At 65.9% G+C, this 18,560-nt stretch carries 16 protein-coding genes and 1 pseudogene; 8 read left to right on the top strand and 9 right to left on the bottom strand.

The window, feature by feature from the left end:
* The first annotated feature begins 163 nt into the window (after positions 1-163).
* The 4 genes from FHT32_RS21180 to FHT32_RS21165 all read left to right on the top strand — a co-directional run bounded on the left by FHT32_RS21180 (position 164) and on the right by FHT32_RS21165 (position 5,065).
* Positions 164-1,123, top strand: coding sequence for a LysR family transcriptional regulator (locus tag FHT32_RS21180; protein ID WP_176666532.1), 960 nt, complete (start codon positions 164-166; stop codon positions 1,121-1,123).
* 112 nt (positions 1,124-1,235) lie between these two features.
* A complete protein-coding gene (locus FHT32_RS21175; protein ID WP_176666531.1) occupies positions 1,236-2,684 on the top strand; it encodes a sulfatase-like hydrolase/transferase in 1,449 nt (482 codons plus the stop codon).
* Positions 2,681-4,030 (top strand): FAD-binding oxidoreductase, encoded by a 1,350-nt coding sequence (locus FHT32_RS21170; RefSeq protein ID WP_176666530.1) that lies wholly within the window; start codon positions 2,681-2,683, stop codon positions 4,028-4,030. The genes FHT32_RS21175 and FHT32_RS21170 overlap by 4 nt, the downstream gene beginning before the upstream one ends.
* Positions 4,031-4,084: 54 nt before the next feature.
* The gene (locus tag FHT32_RS21165; RefSeq protein ID WP_176666529.1) at positions 4,085-5,065 is read left to right on the top strand and encodes a tripartite tricarboxylate transporter substrate binding protein; all 981 of its coding nucleotides are present in this window, start codon (positions 4,085-4,087) and stop codon (positions 5,063-5,065) included.
* Between the two features lie 155 nt (positions 5,066-5,220).
* Here the strand turns inward: FHT32_RS21165 and FHT32_RS34810 are convergent, their stop codons facing one another.
* From FHT32_RS34810 to FHT32_RS21150, 3 genes are read right to left on the bottom strand one after another with little or no spacing between them, the layout of a single operon-like run.
* Positions 5,221-5,529 (bottom strand): hypothetical protein, encoded by a 309-nt coding sequence (locus FHT32_RS34810; RefSeq protein ID WP_218088354.1) that lies wholly within the window; start codon positions 5,527-5,529, stop codon positions 5,221-5,223.
* A gap of 25 nt (positions 5,530-5,554) precedes the next feature.
* On the bottom strand, positions 5,555-6,526 hold the full coding sequence (locus tag FHT32_RS21155) for a tripartite tricarboxylate transporter substrate-binding protein (protein ID WP_176666528.1): 972 nt from the start codon (positions 6,524-6,526) through the stop codon (positions 5,555-5,557).
* A gap of 15 nt (positions 6,527-6,541) precedes the next feature.
* Positions 6,542-7,237 carry a DJ-1/PfpI family protein gene (locus FHT32_RS21150; RefSeq protein ID WP_176666527.1) on the bottom strand — a complete coding sequence of 232 codons (696 nt, stop codon included), beginning with the start codon at positions 7,235-7,237 and terminating at the stop codon, positions 6,542-6,544.
* On the opposite strand from FHT32_RS21150, the gene FHT32_RS21145 reads away from it, so the two are divergent.
* A complete protein-coding gene (locus FHT32_RS21145) occupies positions 7,236-8,210 on the top strand; it encodes a GlxA family transcriptional regulator (RefSeq protein ID WP_371132230.1) in 975 nt (324 codons plus the stop codon). The genes FHT32_RS21150 and FHT32_RS21145 overlap by 2 nt on opposite strands.
* A 242-nt stretch (positions 8,211-8,452) precedes the next feature.
* On the opposite strand, the gene FHT32_RS21140 is transcribed toward FHT32_RS21145, so the two are convergent.
* Positions 8,453-9,181 carry an SDR family NAD(P)-dependent oxidoreductase gene (locus FHT32_RS21140; RefSeq protein ID WP_176666526.1) on the bottom strand — a complete coding sequence of 243 codons (729 nt, stop codon included), beginning with the start codon at positions 9,179-9,181 and terminating at the stop codon, positions 8,453-8,455.
* Between the two features lie 102 nt (positions 9,182-9,283).
* Here FHT32_RS21140 and FHT32_RS21135 point away from each other — a divergent pair, with 102 nt between their 5' ends.
* A complete protein-coding gene (locus FHT32_RS21135) occupies positions 9,284-9,646 on the top strand; it encodes a helix-turn-helix domain-containing protein (protein ID WP_176666525.1) in 363 nt (120 codons plus the stop codon).
* Between the two features lie 992 nt (positions 9,647-10,638).
* On the opposite strand, the gene FHT32_RS21130 is transcribed toward FHT32_RS21135, so the two are convergent.
* From FHT32_RS21130 to FHT32_RS21115, 4 genes are all read right to left on the bottom strand, one after another.
* A complete protein-coding gene (locus FHT32_RS21130; RefSeq protein ID WP_176666524.1) occupies positions 10,639-10,944 on the bottom strand; it encodes a 2Fe-2S iron-sulfur cluster binding domain-containing protein in 306 nt (101 codons plus the stop codon).
* Positions 10,945-11,145: 201 nt separating this feature from the next.
* Positions 11,146-12,909, bottom strand: a complete 1,764-nt coding sequence (locus tag FHT32_RS21125; RefSeq protein ID WP_176666523.1) for a chloride channel protein — start codon at positions 12,907-12,909, stop codon at positions 11,146-11,148.
* Between the two features lie 5 nt (positions 12,910-12,914).
* Positions 12,915-13,340 (bottom strand): MarR family winged helix-turn-helix transcriptional regulator, encoded by a 426-nt coding sequence (locus FHT32_RS21120; protein ID WP_176666522.1) that lies wholly within the window; start codon positions 13,338-13,340, stop codon positions 12,915-12,917.
* Between the two features lie 342 nt (positions 13,341-13,682).
* On the bottom strand, positions 13,683-14,519 hold the full coding sequence (locus FHT32_RS21115; protein WP_176666589.1) for an alpha/beta fold hydrolase: 837 nt from the start codon (positions 14,517-14,519) through the stop codon (positions 13,683-13,685).
* 881 nt (positions 14,520-15,400) lie between these two features.
* Between FHT32_RS21115 and FHT32_RS21110 the strand changes: the two genes are divergently transcribed.
* Both FHT32_RS21110 and FHT32_RS35455 read left to right on the top strand, forming a co-directional pair.
* Positions 15,401-16,285 (top strand): AraC family transcriptional regulator, encoded by an 885-nt coding sequence (locus tag FHT32_RS21110; RefSeq protein WP_256099091.1) that lies wholly within the window; start codon positions 15,401-15,403, stop codon positions 16,283-16,285.
* 78 nt (positions 16,286-16,363) lie between these two features.
* Positions 16,364-16,938, top strand: a pseudogene (locus FHT32_RS35455) (DsbA family protein).
* Positions 16,939-16,965: 27 nt separating this feature from the next.
* Here the strand turns inward: FHT32_RS35455 and FHT32_RS21100 are convergent.
* Positions 16,966-18,408 (bottom strand): catalase, encoded by a 1,443-nt coding sequence (locus FHT32_RS21100; protein WP_256099090.1) that lies wholly within the window; start codon positions 18,406-18,408, stop codon positions 16,966-16,968.
* Between the last annotated feature and the right edge of the window lie 152 nt (positions 18,409-18,560).

Here is an 18,560-nt window from a genome sequence, read left to right as displayed (position 1 = left end):
CCTCATCACCGTGCGCAACGGCCAAGCGCCCCGAAAGCACTTGCCCCAAGTCCAGCTCACCCGAGCTCCGTAGCTTCTGCCGCCCAGACTCCTAGCCGCCTGGCCGGCTGGACTGGGATGCCACCGCATGGCGCCAAGCCCGCGGCACCCGGATACTGCCTCCATGAAACTCACTCTCCGCCAACTGCGCTACTTCGTCGCCATTGCGCAAAGCCGCAGCTTCTCCCGCGCTGCCGCGCAACTGGCCATCGCCCAGCCGGCGCTGAGCCAAAACATCGCCGCGCTCGAAGGATTGATGGGCGTCCGGCTGTTCGAGCGGCATGCGCGCGGCGTGGACCTGTCGCTGGCCGGCGAGCGCCTGTTCGCCGAGGCCGTCGAGCTGCTGGCGCGGCTGGACACCCTGCCGGCGCAGGTGGCGGGCAGCGAGGCCCGCATCCAGGGGGTGGTGCGGCTGGCCATGGCCGGATCGCTGGCGGCAGTGGTGGTCGCCCCACTGCTGCGGCAGGTGCAGGAGCGCCATCCCGGTGTGTCGCTGGACGTGAGCGAAGGCCTTTCGTCCGAGGTGCGAATGCAGCTCGAATCCGGCCGGGTGCACCTGGCCGTGATGCCTGGCGCCTCGGAGCTTCACGGCATCGCCTCAGTGCCGCTCTACGAGGAACGATTCATGCTGTATGGAACGGTCGAGGCGATGCATGCGCTGCCGGCCACGCCCTCGTTCGCGCGCGTGGCAGGGCTGCCGCTGGCCGAGCCCGACGGCGCGCACGACCTGCGCAAGATCATCGAGCGCGCCGCGACTCAGCAAGGCCTGCGGCTGGACGTGCGCTATGAGCTGAACAGCCCGCCGATGCTGATGGCGGTGGTCCGCGAGGGCCTGGCCTTCGCCATCATGCCGCCCAGCGCCTGCGTGGATGCGGTGGCGCTGGGCGATGTGGAGGGACGTCCGATCCGCGGCGGCGACCTCGCACGCGTGCAGGCCGTGGCCTGGCCCGAAAGCCCCACTCCGGGCCCCGTCGAGCTGGCGGTGCGTGACCTCGTCGTCGATGTGGTCCACCGCCTCATCTCAAAGGGTCGGCTGCCAGGGCGGCGCCTGCGGCCGTCTTCCTCGACGAGCACCGAGCCATAAGAAAAAACAAAGGCTGCTGCATCACAGACGGTATTGGACGCGGCCTCCGCCGGGTTGCACAGTAGCGACGTCGTGCCCTTCGAGCGGCGCGCATCACACGGAGACAACCAGCATGAGCCGACGCAACCTCGTCGTCATCATGTCCGACGAGCACGACCCCCGCATCATGGGCTGCTCCGGACATCCTTTCGTCCAGACCCCCAACCTCGACGCGCTCGCGGCGCGGGGCCGGCGCTTCACCGACGCCTATACGCCAAGTCCGATCTGCGTGCCGGCGCGTGCCGCCTTCGCCACCGGCCTGCGCGTGCACCAGCTTCGCCTGTGGGACAACGCCATGCCCTATACCGGCCGGCAGCGTGGCTGGGGCCACGTGCTGCAGGACCATGGCGTGCGGGTGGAGAGCATCGGCAAGCTGCACTACCGCAGCGAGGAAGACCCGGCCGGCTTCGATGCCGAGCACCTGCCCATGCACGTGGTGGGCGGCCACGGCATGGTGTGGGCCTCGATCCGCAATCCGTACCGTCCGCGGCCCGATGGCCCGCGCATGCTGGGCGAGCGCATCGGCCCCGGCGAATCCTCGTACACGCAGTACGACCGCTCCGTGGCCGCGCGCACGATGGAGTGGCTGCGCGACGCCGGCAGCCGGCCCGACGAGCCCTTCGTGCTCTATGTCGGCCTGGTTGCGCCGCACTTTCCGCTGGTAGTGCCACAGGCCTTCTACGACCTCTATCCGCTCGACAAGCTCGGCGAGCCCAAGCTGCATCCGGGCACGGGCTACGCACGGCATCCCTGGGTGCAGGAGTACTGCGACTTCATGGGCTCGGAAGAAAAGTTCAAGGACGCCGACGAGCGCCGCCGCGCCTTCGCGGCCTACTACGGCCTCGTCTCCTGGCTGGACCACAACGTGGGACAGATCCTCGGCGCGCTGAACGACAGCGGCTTGGGCGGCAGCACCCAGGTCGTCTATACCTCGGACCATGGCGACAACCTGGGGGCGCGCGGCGTCTGGGGAAAGAGCACGCTCTATGAGGAGAGCGTCAAGGTGCCCATGCTGCTTGCGGGCCCCGGCGTGGAACCAGGCGTGTGCCGCACGCCAGTCGACCTGCTCGACCTGTTTCCCACCATCCTGGAGTCGGCGGGCATCGATCCGGCGCCCGAGATGGGCGAGCGCCCCGGTCGCTCGCTTTTCGCGATCGCCAGATCGCCGGATCGGCCCGATCGGCCGGTGCTGTCCGAGTACCACGCGGCCGGAAGCAATTCGGCCGGCTTCATGCTGCGCCTGGGCCGCTGGAAGTACCACCACTACGTGGGTTTCGCACCCGAACTCTTCGACTTGGAGACCGATCCCGAGGAGCTGCATGACCTGGCCGGCGACCCGGCACATGCCGAGACGCTGGCACGCATGCGCGCCGCGCTCGGCCGCATCTGCGATCCCAATACCGTGGACGCCCAGGCCAAGGCCGATCAGGCCGCCATGATCGAGGGCTATGGCGGCGTCGAGAAGGCGCACATGCTTGGCTCCTCGACCTCGACGCCGGTGCCTGCGGGCGCGACATCATGAGCAGCACCATGAGTGAGGCCGAGGCCGACATTGATCCGCGCTTCCTGGCCGACTGGAGCGGCCTGCAGGGCGGCCGGCCGCGCGAGGTGCTTCGGCCGACCTCCACGGCCGAGGTGTCGGCCATCCTGCAGCGCTGCCATGCGCAGGGCCAACGCGTGACCATCCAGGGCGGCATGACCGGCGTGTCCGGCGGCGCGGTGCCCGATGCCGGCGATGTGGTCATCAACCTGGAGCGCATGAACCGCATCGAGTCGCTCGATGAACTCGAAGGCCTGATGCAGGTGCAGGCGGGCGCCACGCTCCAGAGCGTGCAAGAGGCGGCGACCGCTGCCGGCTGGCACTTCGCGGTGGACCTGGGTGCGCGCGGCAGCTGCCAGATGGGCGGCAACGCGTCGACCAATGCCGGCGGCATCCGCGTGCTGCGCTTCGGGACCATGCGTGACCAGGTGCTCGGGGTGGAGGCCGTGCTGGCCGACGGCACCATCGTCGAGTCGTTGGGCCGGCTGATCAAGAACAGCACTGGGCTGGAAGCCCGCCAGCTCTTCGTCGGCACCGAGGGCACGCTGGGCGTCATCACGCGGCTGACCCTTCGGCTGCATCCGCCGATGGGCGAGCCCCAGGCGGCGTGGGTGTCGGCCTCGCGCTTCGAGCATCTGCCGGCGCTGCTGCGTCGGCTGCGGCAGAGGCTTGGTTCCTCGCTGTGCGCCTTCGAGTTCATGTCGGGCGATTTCGTCGCACTGGCCTCGCAGCTTAGCGGCACGGCGCGGCCGCTGGCCGATTCGCCCTGGCATGTGCTGGTGGAAGTCGCCGGCGAGGCGCATGCCAGCGTCAGCGACCTAAGCGAAGCGCTTCAAGCCAGCCTAGCCGATGCGGTGGAGGCCGAGGAGATCGAGGACGCGGCGATTGCCACATCGCTGGCCCAGCACGAGGCCTTCTGGCGGCTGCGCGAAGCGATCCCCGAGGTGCTCACGCGTCTGAAGCCCGCCGGCACCTACGACGTGGGTCTGCCCTGGCGCGAGACCGGTCCTTATGTGCAGGAAGTCGACACGGCCCTGCGCTCCGCCTTGCCCGCGGCCCGCCACCTGTTCCTGGGCCACCTGGGCGACAACAACCTGCACCTGATCTGCGGTCCACTCGACGACGCGCAGCACGCCGCGTGTGACCGCATCGTCTACGAGGCCCTGCGCGGCCGCAGCGGTACCGTGAGCGCCGAGCATGGCGTCGGCCGGCTCAAGAAGGAGGTTCTTTCCATCACACGCGGCGAGAGCGAGCTGGCGCTGACCCGCCGCATCAAGATGGCCCTGGACCCGGCGGGCATCCTCAACGCGGGCCGCGTGCTGGACTGACCGCCGACAACGACAACGACAACGACAACGACAACGAGAATACGGAGACACGCGATGAAGAGACGAGACATCCTCGCGGCCCTGGGCGCCGCCCCCGCTGCTCTGGCGCTGCCGCGCCTGGCAAGCGCACAGGCGTGGCCCACCGCACCGATCCGCATGGTGGTGCCCTACGCCGCGGGCGGCGGCATCGATGCCGTGGCGCGCCTGGTCGCCAAGGCGATGGCCGATGACCTCGGCCAGAGTCTGGTGGTGGACAACCGTGGCGGCGCTGGCGGCATGCTGGGCGCCGAACTCGTGGCGCGTGCGGCGCCCGACGGCTACACGGTGCTGTTCGCGGGCAATCCGGAGCTCACCATCACGCCCTGGCTGCAGAAGGCGAGCTACCAGCCGCTCGTCGACTTCAAGCCGATCGAGCTGGTGTCGCAGTCGCCCAGCGTGATCGCCTGCCTGCACTCACTGGGTGCGGCCACGCTGAGCGAGGCCCTCGCCGCCGCCAAGAAGCGCCCGGGCGGCGTCACCGTGGGCACGCCAGGCAATGGCTCGCCCATGCACGTGGCAGTGGAGCTTCTGCGTGTGCAAAGCGGCCTGGACATCGTGCACGTGCCCTACAAGGGTGCTGGCCCCGCCACCGTCGCTCTGCTGGGGGGCGAGATCGCTTTCGCCTTGGTCGGCGCGCCACCGCTGCTGCCGCACATCACGGCCGGAAAGATTAGTGCGCTGGCCGTGACGCAGCCACAGCGCTCACCGCTGCTGGCGCAGGTGCCCACGATCGGCGAAGCCGCGGGCCTCATGAAAGACGTCGACTTCGTCGCCTGGTATGGCCTTCTGACGCCAGCCAAGGCGCCGGCTGAGGCGGTGGACCGCCTTCAGAAGTCCGCGGCCGCGGCGCTGGCCCAGCCCGCCGTGCGCGAGCGCCTGCAGGCTCTGGGCACGGATCCGGTCGCCATGCCTGCGGTTCCTTTCGCACAGCGCATGAAGAACGAGTCGGAGCAGTATCGGCAGATCATCCAGCGCTTCCAGATCAAGGCCAGCTGAGCGCCCCGGACAGGGACACATCGCGCGTGGCCTTCATCGGCACGGCCGATGCTCTGTGCGTCGCAGAGCACAACGACGCGGCGACAGGGTGGTCTCCATAGATAGCAGTCAGTCCCTTCCACAAGCATGCTCAAAAGTTCAACTTCGATCTGCCATCAGGGAAGGCCCGTTTCGGAAGATGAGCGAAGAAGTGTTAGGTATTTCGCAATGCCAGTGTGACCAGCGACCGCCGACCAACACACGGCGTTCATCACGCGCAGCAGATTCAGGATCTGCGCCTGCGCCGACTCGTCGATCGCCGCCACGGGCTCATCGAGCACCACCAGCGAGGGCATCAGCACCAGCGCGCGAACCAGCTTCCCAGCACAGGCGCTGTACTCCGCAGAAGTAGCGTTGCGCTTTGGGCGAGACCACCGATTTCCCTGAAAGTGCGCCTGTGGGACCGGCGCGTCGTTTACGCTCATCGTCGAAGATGTACACGCCCGTGTCTCAATCGGCATACTCGCCAGCCGCCTTGATAGGTCCAGCCCAACGATTGATCTCTTCGTGCAGATACTTGCGATGCCCAGCCGGGGTCAGGCGCCAGTCGTTGACCGGGTTCAGGCCGGAGTCCATCTGCTGTTTGCGAAAAGCAGCGCTGTTCGTCACCGTGGTCAGTGCGGCTGACAGCTGTTGAATGACCGGCGTCGGCGTGCCGCGAGGAGCGTACAAGCCGTACCAGATGGTGAGGGGGCCTTGGGCAATGCCCAGCTTCTCCATCGATGGGACGGCCTCCAGCGGCGTACCGCTCATCGGCTCGCGCACCGTGACAGCAATCGGACGCACCTTGCCAGCTTGAATCTGCGGCAGCGCATTGGCTGTCAGGTCGCACATCAGGTCGACCTGGCCGCTCATCAAGTCGATCATGGCCGGGCCGGTTCCTTTGTACGGGACAGTGGTCATGCGCAGCTTCAGCGAGGACTGCAGCAGCAGGCCGCACAGGTGCGAGGCCGATCCGATGCCGGCATTTGCCAGGGTCACTTGGGGCTGCCGCGCCATCCAGCGCAACAGGTCGGCGAAGACGTTGGGAACGTCAGTTCTGCTGATGAGAATCAGCGGCGACTCGGCAACCACGCCCAGGGGCTCGAAGTCGATTGCGGGCGCAAAGTCGAGCTTGCGGTACAGCGAAGGGGCCGTGGCCATGTGCACGTGATCGAGCAACAGAGTGTAGCCATCGGGCGCAGCGCGCTTGGCCATGGCCACGCCGATGTTTCCGCCCGCCCCACCCTGGTTTTGCACGATCACGGGTTGACCGAGCAAACTGCTCATCTGGGGCGCAAGCTGGCGGGCTAGCTTGTCCATCGGCCCTCCCGCAGCGTAGGGAACGATGATGTTGATGGGCTTGTCCGGAAAACCAGCGTGGCAATTTCCGAAGAGGACTGCGAGCATCAAAACGGCGGTCGAACGTAGAAGCGAAGACATGTCGCGCTCCTTCGTTCACGCAGTCGGGATTGCCGCGGCGCCCATGGCCGCTGCGGCGCGTGCGACTGCTTGGCTGCGCAGCGCGTGTCGCTTGCGCGTGGCCTCCAGGCACCGCTTCACGATGTAGTCGGGCGACGTGCGGGGAGTGCCGCCCTCGAATGGCGGCTCCGGGTCGTATTCGATCTGGAGCTGAATCTGCTTTGCGGCGTCTTCGTCCAGCATCACTGCCACCGCCCGAAGGGCCATGTCGATCCCGGACGTCACGCCGCCAGACGTGATGATGTTTCCGTCGATGCAGGTGCGCGCGTCATCGGGAATCGCTCCGAACGAAGCCAGAAACTCTCTCGCTTGCCAATGGCATGCTGCCCGCTTGCCGTGCAGCAGTCCTGCGGCCCCCAGCAGGAGCGAACCGGTGCACACGCCGAGGATGAATTGTGCGTTGGCGGCCTGGCTCGCCGTGAATTCCACCCAGGCCGGGTCCACCAGCGCGTCATCCGTGCCGGGGCCGCCCGGCACCACCAGGATGTCGCAAGGGCCGGCGGTCGCGAAGGTGGCCGTCGGCATCATCGTCAAACCCCGATCCGAGCGGATGGGGTCCATGGTCGGCGAGACGAAGTCAATCTTGAAGCCTGGCGCGCGTGCGAGCACCTCGAATGGGCCAGTCAGATCCAGTTGTGTCAACGCCGGAAATAGCAGAAAGTTCACTTGCATGAAGACGCTCCTTAAAACGAGAACTCTAGAAGTCGGGCCCCTTCCAGGTGTGCCAAAAATGGGGGGCGGCGCGCCAATACGCGTGGCGTTTCTGGTCTTTCCGAACTTCCAGCCTCTTGACCTCAGTGGCCCCTGGCAGGCATTCACCACGGCCAACGAAGAGTTGGGACACGTGCGCTACGAGCTCGCCACATTCGGTCCCGAAGCAACGGCGTCCACCCCTGATGGCGGGCTGCGCATACTGGTCGGCCATTCGCTTGCGGAATCGGTGAAGTGGCAGCCCCACACGCTTGTCGTTCCCGGCGGAGAAGGTGTGTATGCAGCGAGCAAGGACCTGGCGCTGCTGGAATGCCTGCGGGCGCAGGACCGCACGACCGAGCGAACCTGCAGCGTCTGTACCGGCGCCTTCCTGCTGGCCGCCACGGGATTGCTGGACAGCCATCGTGTGACCACCCATTGGCGTACCGCAGAGCGGCTGCGCCGCGAGTTTCCTCGACTGGACGTGGCGGACGAGCAGATCTTCTGCGAGAGTGGAAAGTACTGGACCACAGCAGGCGTGACTGCCGGCATTGATCTCGCACTTGTACTGGTGGAGCGCGACTGCGGTGCCCTGATCGCTCAGCGCGTCGCGCGCCGCCTTGTTGTCTACCTGCGCCGCACCGGCGACCAGCGACAGTACAGCCAGACGCTTCGGCTGCAGGACCGGGCGGGGGCACCGTTTGCGAAGCTCATCGAAAAGATCGAGGCGCAATTGTCTTTGCGCTGGACCGTGGACGACATGGCGGCGCTGTGCCACATGTCACGGCGCAGCTTTCAACGCAAATTCAAGGAAAGCTTTGGCGTGGGCCCATCCGATGTGCTGAAGATTCTGCGCTCCGAGCGAGAACAGCAGCTATCGAAGGCAGGCCATCTGCCCAAGAAGGAACTGGCCCGGATGATGGGAACCACAACCGGCCGTCCGCGAGTCGATTGAACGGGCCGTTCCGTATCTCTGGCTTTCAGTCGGTTGCGAGCTTGGCCTGAAAGGTCAGGAAGGCCCGCGGTCGATCGCCTGATGATCACCTCGCGCAGCAGGCCCAGAAAATAGGCCGGGATGACAGACGACGAGGCCGAGACGGCGTTCCGCATGCCTGCCAACGAGAAGGCAGAAGAAGCGCGCTAACTTGGAAGGCGGATCGATCCGAGTGGTGAAGGCGTCCCCGCGAAGTGCCTGCATCACGCCACCATGCCGCCATCGACATGCAGGTCTGCGCCGCCGACATAGCGGCTGTCTTCGCTTGCGAGGAACAGAGTGGCGGCTGCGATCTCTTCCGGCCGGCCAAGGCGCCCGAACGGAATCCGGTTCGTCAAAGCCCGGCGCACGTCCTCGCCCACCCCATCAAACATCGGCGTGTCGGTAGGTCCCGGGCTGAGCGTGTTCACGCGGATGCCCCGGCCGGCCAGCTCGTGGGTCCAGGTCCGGGCATACGAACGCACCGCTGCCTTGGAGGCCGAGTAGGTGGCATAGCCGGGGTTGGCGATGCTGCTGGCGATCGAGCCGACCAGCACGATTGATCCGCCATCCGTCATCAATTGCGTTGCGCGCTGAACCGTCAAGACCATCGCGCGGACGTTCAGGTCGAAGGCGCGGTCGATGTGCTCCTCGGTGGTGTCTGCAAGGGTCGCGTACTCGGCGATCCCGGACGACGTGACCAGCACGTCGAGCCGGCCGGTGCGTTTGGACAGGGTTGCAAAAAGCCGCTCGAGGTCGGCGGTTTGGGTGACGTCTGCCTGGATCCCCTCGGCACCGTTGCCGATCTGGGAGAGCGCTTGGTCGAGCTGCCTCTGCTTGCGGCCGGCAATGAAGACCTTTGCGCCCTCCGCCGCGAAGCGGCGCGCGACGGCCAGCCCGATGCCGCTGCTGCCGCCGGTGATGAGGGCAATCTTTCCAGGAAGTCTTGACATGGCGTAGCTTTGCTTGAGTGAATGAACCATGCATGATGCATTTCGTATATCTAGTGTCAATTACGCACTCGATCTATGCTAGATATACGAAAGGAAAGCGTCATGCCTCAAGACGTCGCGACCGTGCTCGCCGAAATCAACAGCACGAAGCCGGTGCTCGAACAGATCGCCAGCAAGTGGTCGGTCCTCGTCCTGGCAGTTCTTTGCGAGGAGCCGGCGCGCTTCAATGCGATCAAGCGCCGCCTCGATCCGATCACCCACAAGGCGCTGACAGAAGCTCTGCGCCGACTGGAAAGGAACGGCTTGATTAACAGACAGGTCATCGCAAGTTCGCCAATTGCCGTGGTGTATTCGATTACCCCGTTGGGACGCACGCTGCAGCAGCCGTTCGAGAGCCTGATCCGCTGGGCCCAGCAGCATGGCGGGGAATTGATGGCCGCTCAGTCGGAGCGAGGGAGCCCGTGAGATCGCGACATTTGCTGGGGCGCAGATCTGCCTTCTCAGGCGCTTTCCGCCATCCGGGGCTCGGCTTGCGCGATCTTGCCGTGCACTACCCGGCGGCATGAATTGGCGATGCGGTTGCCGGCGCAGCACAAGCTGCATGTGTTGCGTTCGTGCGGACTGTTGTCAACGCCTTGTACCCACGTGCCAGCCGGGCAATCGAAGCGTGCGTTAGGTATGCGATTCAGACGCTTGCTGAGGGGACAATTGCAATCCATTAGGGCGTAGAAGGAACCCAGTGAACTCGCCTGCCGGCGTCTTGCATGTTCAACTCGAAGTTGTGGGTGGCAGAAAGATAGGCCTGCTATTTGGGGTGCTACGGATGCGCCTGAGGCGGAGGCAGGCGAAAGAAGCGAGTGTCTCAAGCGCCAGATGCACGCAGCAAGTCGGAGCAGCCCCTCCACGTTCTGGTCGTAATCCGCGTCCTGTGGGTCCTCCAGCCCAATCAAGTCGCAGATGCAGTCCAGCCCCGCCGCAGGATCGAGGCCCAGGCCCGCGCGCGCCATCTCGATCGTCGCCACCAAAACGTCCTATTTTTTATAGAGTTCCGTAAATCAGGAGACGTATCCACTGATCTGCAGCGAAGACGCTCGCCCTTGATCGCCGGCAGGCGTCCATCGGTGGTGGACGGCAGAGGCACCTTGAAGCGATGGAGACGGACCGGGTTGCGCCGGTGAATGCCGATGAAGAAGTCGCTGCGGTTGCAACTCTCGCAGGGCGAGACCCTATCTTCGAACTCCAGCAGAACCCTGCTCCATGCACATTCAACTCACGGGGAGAATTTGCCGAGGCGCGGCGAGCAAGTGACAACGGTGCGCACATCAGTCGTACTCTGCAGAGGAGCGGAGCGAGACTTGGACGCGAGCAAGATGGGTCGCACTGCATCAAGAGGCGTACGCATTGGTCGGCTACCGATAGCCGTATCGACCATCTGTTCAAGGTGAAGTCTGCCTTCCCTAGAGGTCGAGCACCAATGTTCGGCTGCGTGCGCGGGAACAGCAAACCATCATCGTCTTGTTGCTCGACCGCCCTGCATCGGTCAGGATTTCGTCCCGATGATCCGCGACGCCTTCAAGAACGCGGACCTCGCAGGCGCTGCAGATGCGTTGACGGCAGGAGCAACCTATGTTTACGCCCGACTGAAGCAGTGCATCGAGGATGCTGACGTCAGATCCGACAACGATCTGCTGTGCGCTCTTGACCAGATGCACTTCGAAGCTGTACGAATCTGCGGACGGTGCGGCAAGGCCAAAGCGCTCCATAGTACCTGCTGCAGGCCGCTCTCAACCTCGTGGAGTGCGTCGCCTTCGCTGCATCCATGACCGCCGCTTGAAGATCACGGACTCGGGCTGGGCTCCGGTCGACGGAAGGACGGGGCGCTCACCATTGGTTTGACGAGAGATGTCGGCGCGCCGATACGAGTGCGAGAATGGACCGCAAACTCGCGGCAGTCCGAAGTGGACTCAGTCCTGCCAGGGCAGCCCACGCATGCGCTCGCGCTTTTCCTCTTCGTCGAAGTGCGCGAGGGAAGGCTTGATGAGGTCGCTGCGCGCCACGATGCCCACCAGCGCAAGCGACTGCGCTTCTTTCACCACCGGCAGGCGCTCCAGCCGGTGGCGCGCGAGCCGCGTGGCGACGGCGCGGCAGTTCTCCCCCGGCAGCGCGAAGTAGAGCGGCACGTCGGCGCAGGCATCGCCCACCGTGGCGATGGGGTCGCGCGTGCTGCGCGCGGCGAGCATCGCGCGATCGGCCACGCCGATCACCGCGCCGTTGCGCAGCACCGGGAAGGCGCGATGCGCCTGCCCTTCGCCGAAGTGCTCGAACAGCGCCTGCGTCACCGGCATGGCCGCGTCGATGCTGCGCACCTCGCGCGTCATCACCTCTTCCACCGAATGCCGCTCCAGCGGATCGATGCCGTATTCGCGGTAGATGTGATAGCCGCGGCGCGCGATCTTCTCGGTGAGGATCGAGCGGCGCATCGTCAGCACGGTGAAGCCGTAGGCCACGGCCGATGTGGCCAGCAGCGGCAGTAGCGCGTTGCTGTCGTGCGTGAGCCCGAAGGCGAAGATGGAGGCGGTGAGCGGCGCGCGCATCACGCCGCCCAGCGTGGCCGCCATGCACACCAGCGGCCACAGCATCGGATCGTTGCCCGGCAGCACGTGCGACAGCACCACGCCCAGGCCGGCGCCCATCATCAGCAGCGGCGCGAGCACGCCGCCCGAGGTGCCGGAGCCCAGCGAGATGACCCAGATGACGGCCTTCACCGCCAGCAGCGCGAGCACCACGCCGAGCGCGAGGTGGTTGTGCAACAGGTCGCCGATGACGTCGTAGCCCACGCCCAGCGCGCGCGGCTGCAACCAGCCTCCGATGCCCACGGCCAGGCCGCCGATGGCGGGCCACCACATCCAGTGAATCGGCAGCTTGCCGAACCAGTCTTCCACCTTGTAGAGCGAGATCGAAAGCGACGCCGACAGCGCGCCGCACAGCACGCCCGCGATCACGCACGACAGCAGGGCGAGCGGGCCCGGCACGGCCGTCTGCAAGGGGAAGAGCGGGCCCGGGTCCATCAGCAGCGGACGCGCGAAGCCCGCGACCGCGCATGCCACGGCCACCGGCAGCAGGCTGCGCGGGCGCAGCTCGAACAGCAGCAGCTCGACGGCCAGCAGCACCGCAGCCACCGGCGTGCCGAACACGGCCGTCATGCCGGCTGTCGCGCCCGCCACCAGCAGCGCCTTGCGCTCGACCGCGGTGAGATGGAAGTGCTGCGCGATCAGCGAGCCGATGGCGCCGCCGGTCATGATGATCGGCCCCTCGGCGCCGAAGGGCCCGCCGCTGCCGATCACGATGCCCGAGGACAGCGGCTTGAGCAGCGCCACCTTCGGCGACATGCGGCTCTTGCCGAACAGGATCGCCTCGATGGCCTCGGGGATGCCGTGGCCGCGGATCTTGTCGGAGCCGTAGCGCGCCACCAGCCCGACGATGAGCCCGCCGATCACCGGCACCACGATGACCCATGCGCCCAGCGTGTGCGTGGCCGGCGAGCGCTCGGCCAGCGAGAAGGTCTGGAAGAAGAACAGGTTGGTGAAGAAGCGGATCAGGTCGAGCAGCACGCGCGCGGCCACGGTGCTGATGGCGCCGATGAAGGCGGCCATGAGGGTGATGCGCATCAACCGCGTGTTGAGCGCGAAGTCGCCGCGCGGCGGGTGGGAGGAAGCCTTGGTCGTCATGGTGCTCACGAGGCGTCGGGAAGATCGATCTGCGGCACGTCGAACACGCCCTTGAGCGAGCGCAGTTCCGCGCGGTGGAGTTCGGCCAGCCTCGACAGCAGCTTCTCGCCCTCGGCGAGCAGGTGCACCTCGACCTGGCGGCGGTCGGTTTCGCTGGGCCGGCGCTGCACGAGTTCGAGCGCCTCGCAGCGCGTGACCAGCGCGACCGCGCCGTGGGGCTGCAGCTGCAGCCTCTCCGCGATCTCGCCCACCGTGGCCCAGTCGCGCCCCGGCACGCCCTTGATGTGCAGCAGCACCAGGTACTGCTGCGGCGTGAGGCCCTCGGCCTGCGCGGCGCGTTCGGAAAAGCGCTCGAAGCGGCGCATCTGGTAGCGGAACTGGGAGAGCGCCTCGAAGTCCTTCTTGGCGAGCTTGCGGGGTGTGGGAGCCATGGCGGTGCGGTCGACGGAACGGCCGCGAATATATCACGTCATGATATATATCCTCTGACGGCACGATTCCCTTCAGGATCGCCCGGGATACTTCTTCCCCAGATTCAGCATTCAGTTCGGCGACTAAATGCGGCAGGAGAAAACCTTCATTTGGCGTCCGGGCTCTTTCCAATTGACGGAACCGCGGCAATCGCCCACGGCGAGCAGCCTCGAAACGTTCGTTCCAGACAGAACAGAAGTGAAAACGGGCAGGCGGCCGAGTGGCCGTCTGCCCGTTCGTCATCACGCGATTGCAGGCGCCGCCCCCAGACGCACCGGGAGGGCGCTCGTTCGCCTGACGCCTCAGCTCTTGAAGAACGCCAGCAGGTCCGGATTGAGGACGTCTGCGTTGACGGTGAGCATTCCGTGGGAATAGCCCTTGTACACCTTGAGCGTGCCGTTCTTCAGCAGCTTGACCGACTTCAGCGCGGCGTCGGCGATCGGAACGATCTGGTCGTCGTCGCCGTGCATGACCAGGGTCGGCACGGTGATCGCCTGGAGGTCCGCGGTCTGGTCGGTCTCCGAAAACGCCTTGATGCCGTCATAGTGGGCCTTGGCGCTGCCCATCATGCCCTGGCGCCACCAGTTCTGGATCACCCCCGGGTAGACCTTCGCGCCCTCGCGGTTGAAACCATAGAACGGACCGGTCGGGACGTCGACGAAGAGCTGTGCCCGGTTGTCGGCGACACCCTTGCGAAAGCCGTCGAACACTTCGATCGGCAATCCTTCCGGGTTGCTCGCTGTCTTGAGCATCAAGGGGGGGACTGCACTCACGAGCACGGCCTTCGCAGCACGGCCGCTGGGCTGACCGAATTTGGCGACGTAGCGCGCAACCTCACCGCCGCCGGTCGAGTGGCCGACGTGGAAGACCTTGGTCAGGTTCAGTGCCTCGACGACGGCGAAGGCATCGGCAGCGTAGTGGTCCATGTCGTGACCTTCGCTGACCTGCGCCGATCGCCCATGGCCGCGCCGGTCATGCGCGATTACCCGGTAGCCGCGCTGCACGAAGAAGAGCATCTGGGCATCCCAGTCATCGCTCGAAAGAGGCCAGCCATGATGGAACATGATGGGCTGGCCGTCCTTGGGTCCCCAGTCCTTGTAGAAGATCTCTACGCCGTCCTTGGTGGTGATCGTGTTCATGAGGTGATGCCCTTTCTGAGAATGCGCGGTTGCGCGGTGCTTGGTGGAGGGGGTTGCATTCCCCACCATCGGGAGACCGGCGATCGCCATGCCCCCCGCGCTGGCGAGAAGAAGCTTGCGCCGTTCGCTGTCAAAAACGGTTTGAAGATCGAGCTGTTTCATGTGTTACCTCGGCAGCGTCAAGCTTGCGCTTCAAGGGGAGCGACTGCCCGGACAGTCTCGAGAACGACGTGAACCAGCAAGACGGTGATCCTGGGATCGGCGGGAATATTCATGGTTTCCTTGAAAGAAATCAACGGGCTTGGATCGCGCAAGGCACCCCGTTTCGAGAGGGCGACGAACCATGGGGCCCGACTATGAGGCGCAGCGCGACGCGCGTATTGCAGATTCGGCGCCCAAATTGAACGCTTGTTTTTCTTGCGCCGCCCGAGGCGCCGCATCGGCTTGCGCGACAGCCTCGCGACCGCGACTGCCTTGAACGCCCGCACAACTGTTGATTTTCAGGAACAAGTTTTTTGCTGATGAAGGGGGTTTTCGTGCAGGAGGGGCGAACGCACACTCGGCACCGATCGAGCACCGCTTCACCTCGCTCGAGACTCACCGGGGCTCGGCCGTGGCGGCACTCCACATCTACACTGACGGCTGGCACGCAATGTGCGACGGGAAGAACGAGGTCGAGCCGACAAGGGTGCGACCTCACAGGCTCGATCGACTGCGCGAGGAATATCTTCAAGGAAGCGCGCAAAATTTCTATCCATCATTCCTCGCAGCGCCGCCAATCGGATACCCCATCACTCCAACTCCCGCCCTCCCAGTTCATGCGCGCCGAAAGCAGTCTCAACGAGGCGAGAAGTCAACCTCTCCCCACAGGTCTAGGGCTCATGCCACAAGACCTGCTCGGCTGCACCGTCGGTCATCTGCAGAGAGATCAGGAACTTTCGGCTGACGGCGTTCGGATCTATCGCAAGACCGTGAACGCCCATGAGCGGCACCATGTGGAGACAGCCCCCAGCGGTCGCGGCGTCCTGCTCGGCATCTCGTTGCGCGACGGTCATCGCCGGCGAATCCTTCATGAACACCATGCGTCTTGTCACGACTTCGGCAAGGGCTCGATCTACGTCCGCGATTTCTGCGACCGCTATCGCGCGGACATGCAAAGCGGCTTCGACTTCGTGCTGCTCGAGATCTCCCATTCGGCCCTGGAGCGCGCCATGGACGAAAAACCGGGGCCGCGCGTGGGCGGCCTTGTCGATGTCGCAGGCGTGAGGGACGAGGTCCTCGCCCATCTCGCGAGCGCCCTGACCCCTGCGCTCGAACGCCCTGCCGAGGTCAGCCTGCTGTTCGTCGATCAGCTCAGCGTCGCGATGACGAGCTACCTCATCGACAACTACGGCCGCGTTGCGACTGCGACCGAGCCCCGGGCCAACCGGCTGCTTTCGCGCTCGCACGAGGCGCGCGTCAAGGAGATGCTGCGCAGCAAGATGGACGGCAGCATTTCGATCGCCGAGATTGCCGACGCCTGCAACCTGTCGCGCAGCTATTTCATCCGCGCCTTTCGCGAGACCACCGGCCAGACGCCGCACCAATGGCTGACCGCACAGCGGCTGGAACGTGCGCGCGCGCTGCTGAAGGACTTCGAACGGCCCCTGGCGGACGTTGCCGCGGCTTGCGGCTTTGCCGACCAGAGTCACTTCACGCGCGTGTTTTCCCAGTACACCGGCATGCCGCCGGGCAGCTGGCGCAAAAAGACGCAGCTTGAAAAATAAGAATGCCCGAACGCGGATACCGATGCGAAACGCCGAGCTCCGCAATCCTTCGTACCCACTACCTCGAACAGGCCCGCCATGAGCACGCCATCCCACGCGAAGCCCGATCTCGCCCTTCTCGCACTGCTCTCGCCGGACGCGGCCACTGACCACATCCTCGGGCCAGCGTCGGCCCCCGTGACCGTGGTCGAGTTCGGCGACTTCGAGTGCCCCTCCTGCCGCCAGGCTCACCCGACCGTGCAGTTCACGCTGTCGCACTTCGGGCCACAGCTGCGCTTCGTGTACAGGCATTTCCGCTGCGCGAAGTCCATCCGCATGCGGAGCTGGCAGCGCAAGCCGCCGAGGCTGCGAGCGCGCAGGGCAAGTTCTGGGCTTACGCAGACCTGCTCTTCAATCACCAGAGCCACCTCGACAGCCGGCACCTGGATGCCTATGCCAGGCAGCTCGACCTGGACATGCCACGCTTTGAGAACGAGCTGAAGGACGGTGTCTACCGCCAGCGCGTGCAGGAGCAGGTCGAAGGCGGGCGCCGGCTGAACGTGCGCGCCACGCCCACGTTCTACGTGAACGGCGTCTTCACGGATGTGTCCTTCGGTTTGCTGCAACTGCGGGACGCCATCGAGCGCGCCTTGCGAAAACCGCCCGCGCCCTGACCGCGCTCCGAGCCTTGCGGCCTGCGGCTAGATGCCGAGCTGCGCTGCGATCCCCTGCCCCAACCCGGCGTCAACCAGACGGAAGTGCTCGACCTGGCGTCGCTGGATGGCCTCGGGCACACCTGCCATCGCCGCCGCGATATTGGCGGCCAGGCGCTCCCGCTCTGCGCTTCCCATGCGGCAGTACAGCGCCGTGGCCTGCACATAGTCGCCGAGGCCCTGGCGATCGTCGAAGCGCCCGGCGTCGCCGCTCAGCGGGAACGTCGGCTCGGCGTGCTGTCGATCAGGGCGCGGTCCGCCGAAGGAGTTGGGTTCGTAGTAGGCATCGGTGCGAGGCGGCACGTCCAGCCGCATCGCACCGTCGGCGTGGTAGGTGTGCACCGGCGCGCGCGGGCGGTTCACCGGCAGCGCTGCATGGTGCGTGCCGACGCGGTAGCGCTGCGCGTCGGCATACGCCAGCAGCCGTCCCTGCAGCAGCCTGTCGGGCGAGATGCACAGGCCCGGCACCATGTGCGCCGGATTGAAGGTCGCCTGCTCCACCTGCGCGAAATAGTTGTCGGGGTTGGCGTCGAGCGTGAGCTCGCCCAATTCGACGAGCGGAAATTCGGCTTGCGGCCAGACCTTGGTGGGGTCGAAGGCATCGAAGGACAGTGCCTCGGCCTGCTGCTGGCTCATGAGCTGCACATGCAGCGACCAGCACGGATGCTCGCCACGCTCGATGGCCTCGAACAGGTCGCGCTGTGCGCTCTCGCGGTCCTCGGCGATGGTGGCGCGGGCCTGCGCATCGGTGAGGCAGCGAATGCCCTGCCGTGTCTTGAAATGAAACTTGACCCAGCAGCGCTCATTGGCATCGTTGATGAGCCCGAACGCATGTGCGCCGTAGCCGTGCATGTGGCGGTAGCTGCTGGGCAGGCCGCGATCGGAGAACAGCATCACGATCTGGTGGATGCTCTCCGGCGAGAGCGACCAGAAGTCCCAGATGGCGGTGGGCGAGCGCAGGTGGCTCACCGGGTGGCGCTTGAGCGCGCGCACCAGGTCGGGGAACTTCTGCGGATCGCGAATGCAGGCCACCGGCAGGTGGCTGCCGACCAGGTCCCAGTTGCCTTCTTCGGTGTAGGCCTTGAGGGCGAAGCCGCGCATGTCGCGCTCGGCATCCGCGCAGCCGCGTTCGCCCGTGAGGCCCGAGAAGCGCACCAGCACGGGCGTGACCCGGCCCGGCTGCAGAAAGCGCGCGCGGGTGTGGCGCGCGATGTCGCCCGTGATGCGCAGCTTGCCCAACGCGGCGGCGCCCTTGGCGTGCAGCACCCGCTCCGGAATGCGCTCGCGCGCCAGGTAGGCGAGCTTTTCGGCCATCTGGTAGTCCTGCAGGAGGATCGGTCCGCGCGGCCCGGCGGTGATCGAGTGCTGGCTGTCCGCCACGGGTGCGCCACCTGCGGTGGTCAAGGTCGGCGGCCTTGGGTTTGTCGTCATGGCGATCTTCCTGATCGAGTCTCGCAGCATGGTGAGCCGGCTGGGCGCGCGTGTCTTGAACAGGAGTCGCCCGTTTTGAACGACTGCGAATTGCAAGCCACCCACGCAGCAACGCAGCAACGCCCGAATGTGCAAAGCCGCGCCCAACCCGA

This window comes from Variovorax sp. SG517 (genome assembly GCF_013376045.1).
Taxonomy (GTDB): domain Bacteria; phylum Pseudomonadota; class Gammaproteobacteria; order Burkholderiales; family Burkholderiaceae_C; genus Variovorax.
Note: the sequence above shows the minus strand (reverse complement) of the source record. Positions and strands in the feature narration are given on the sequence as shown.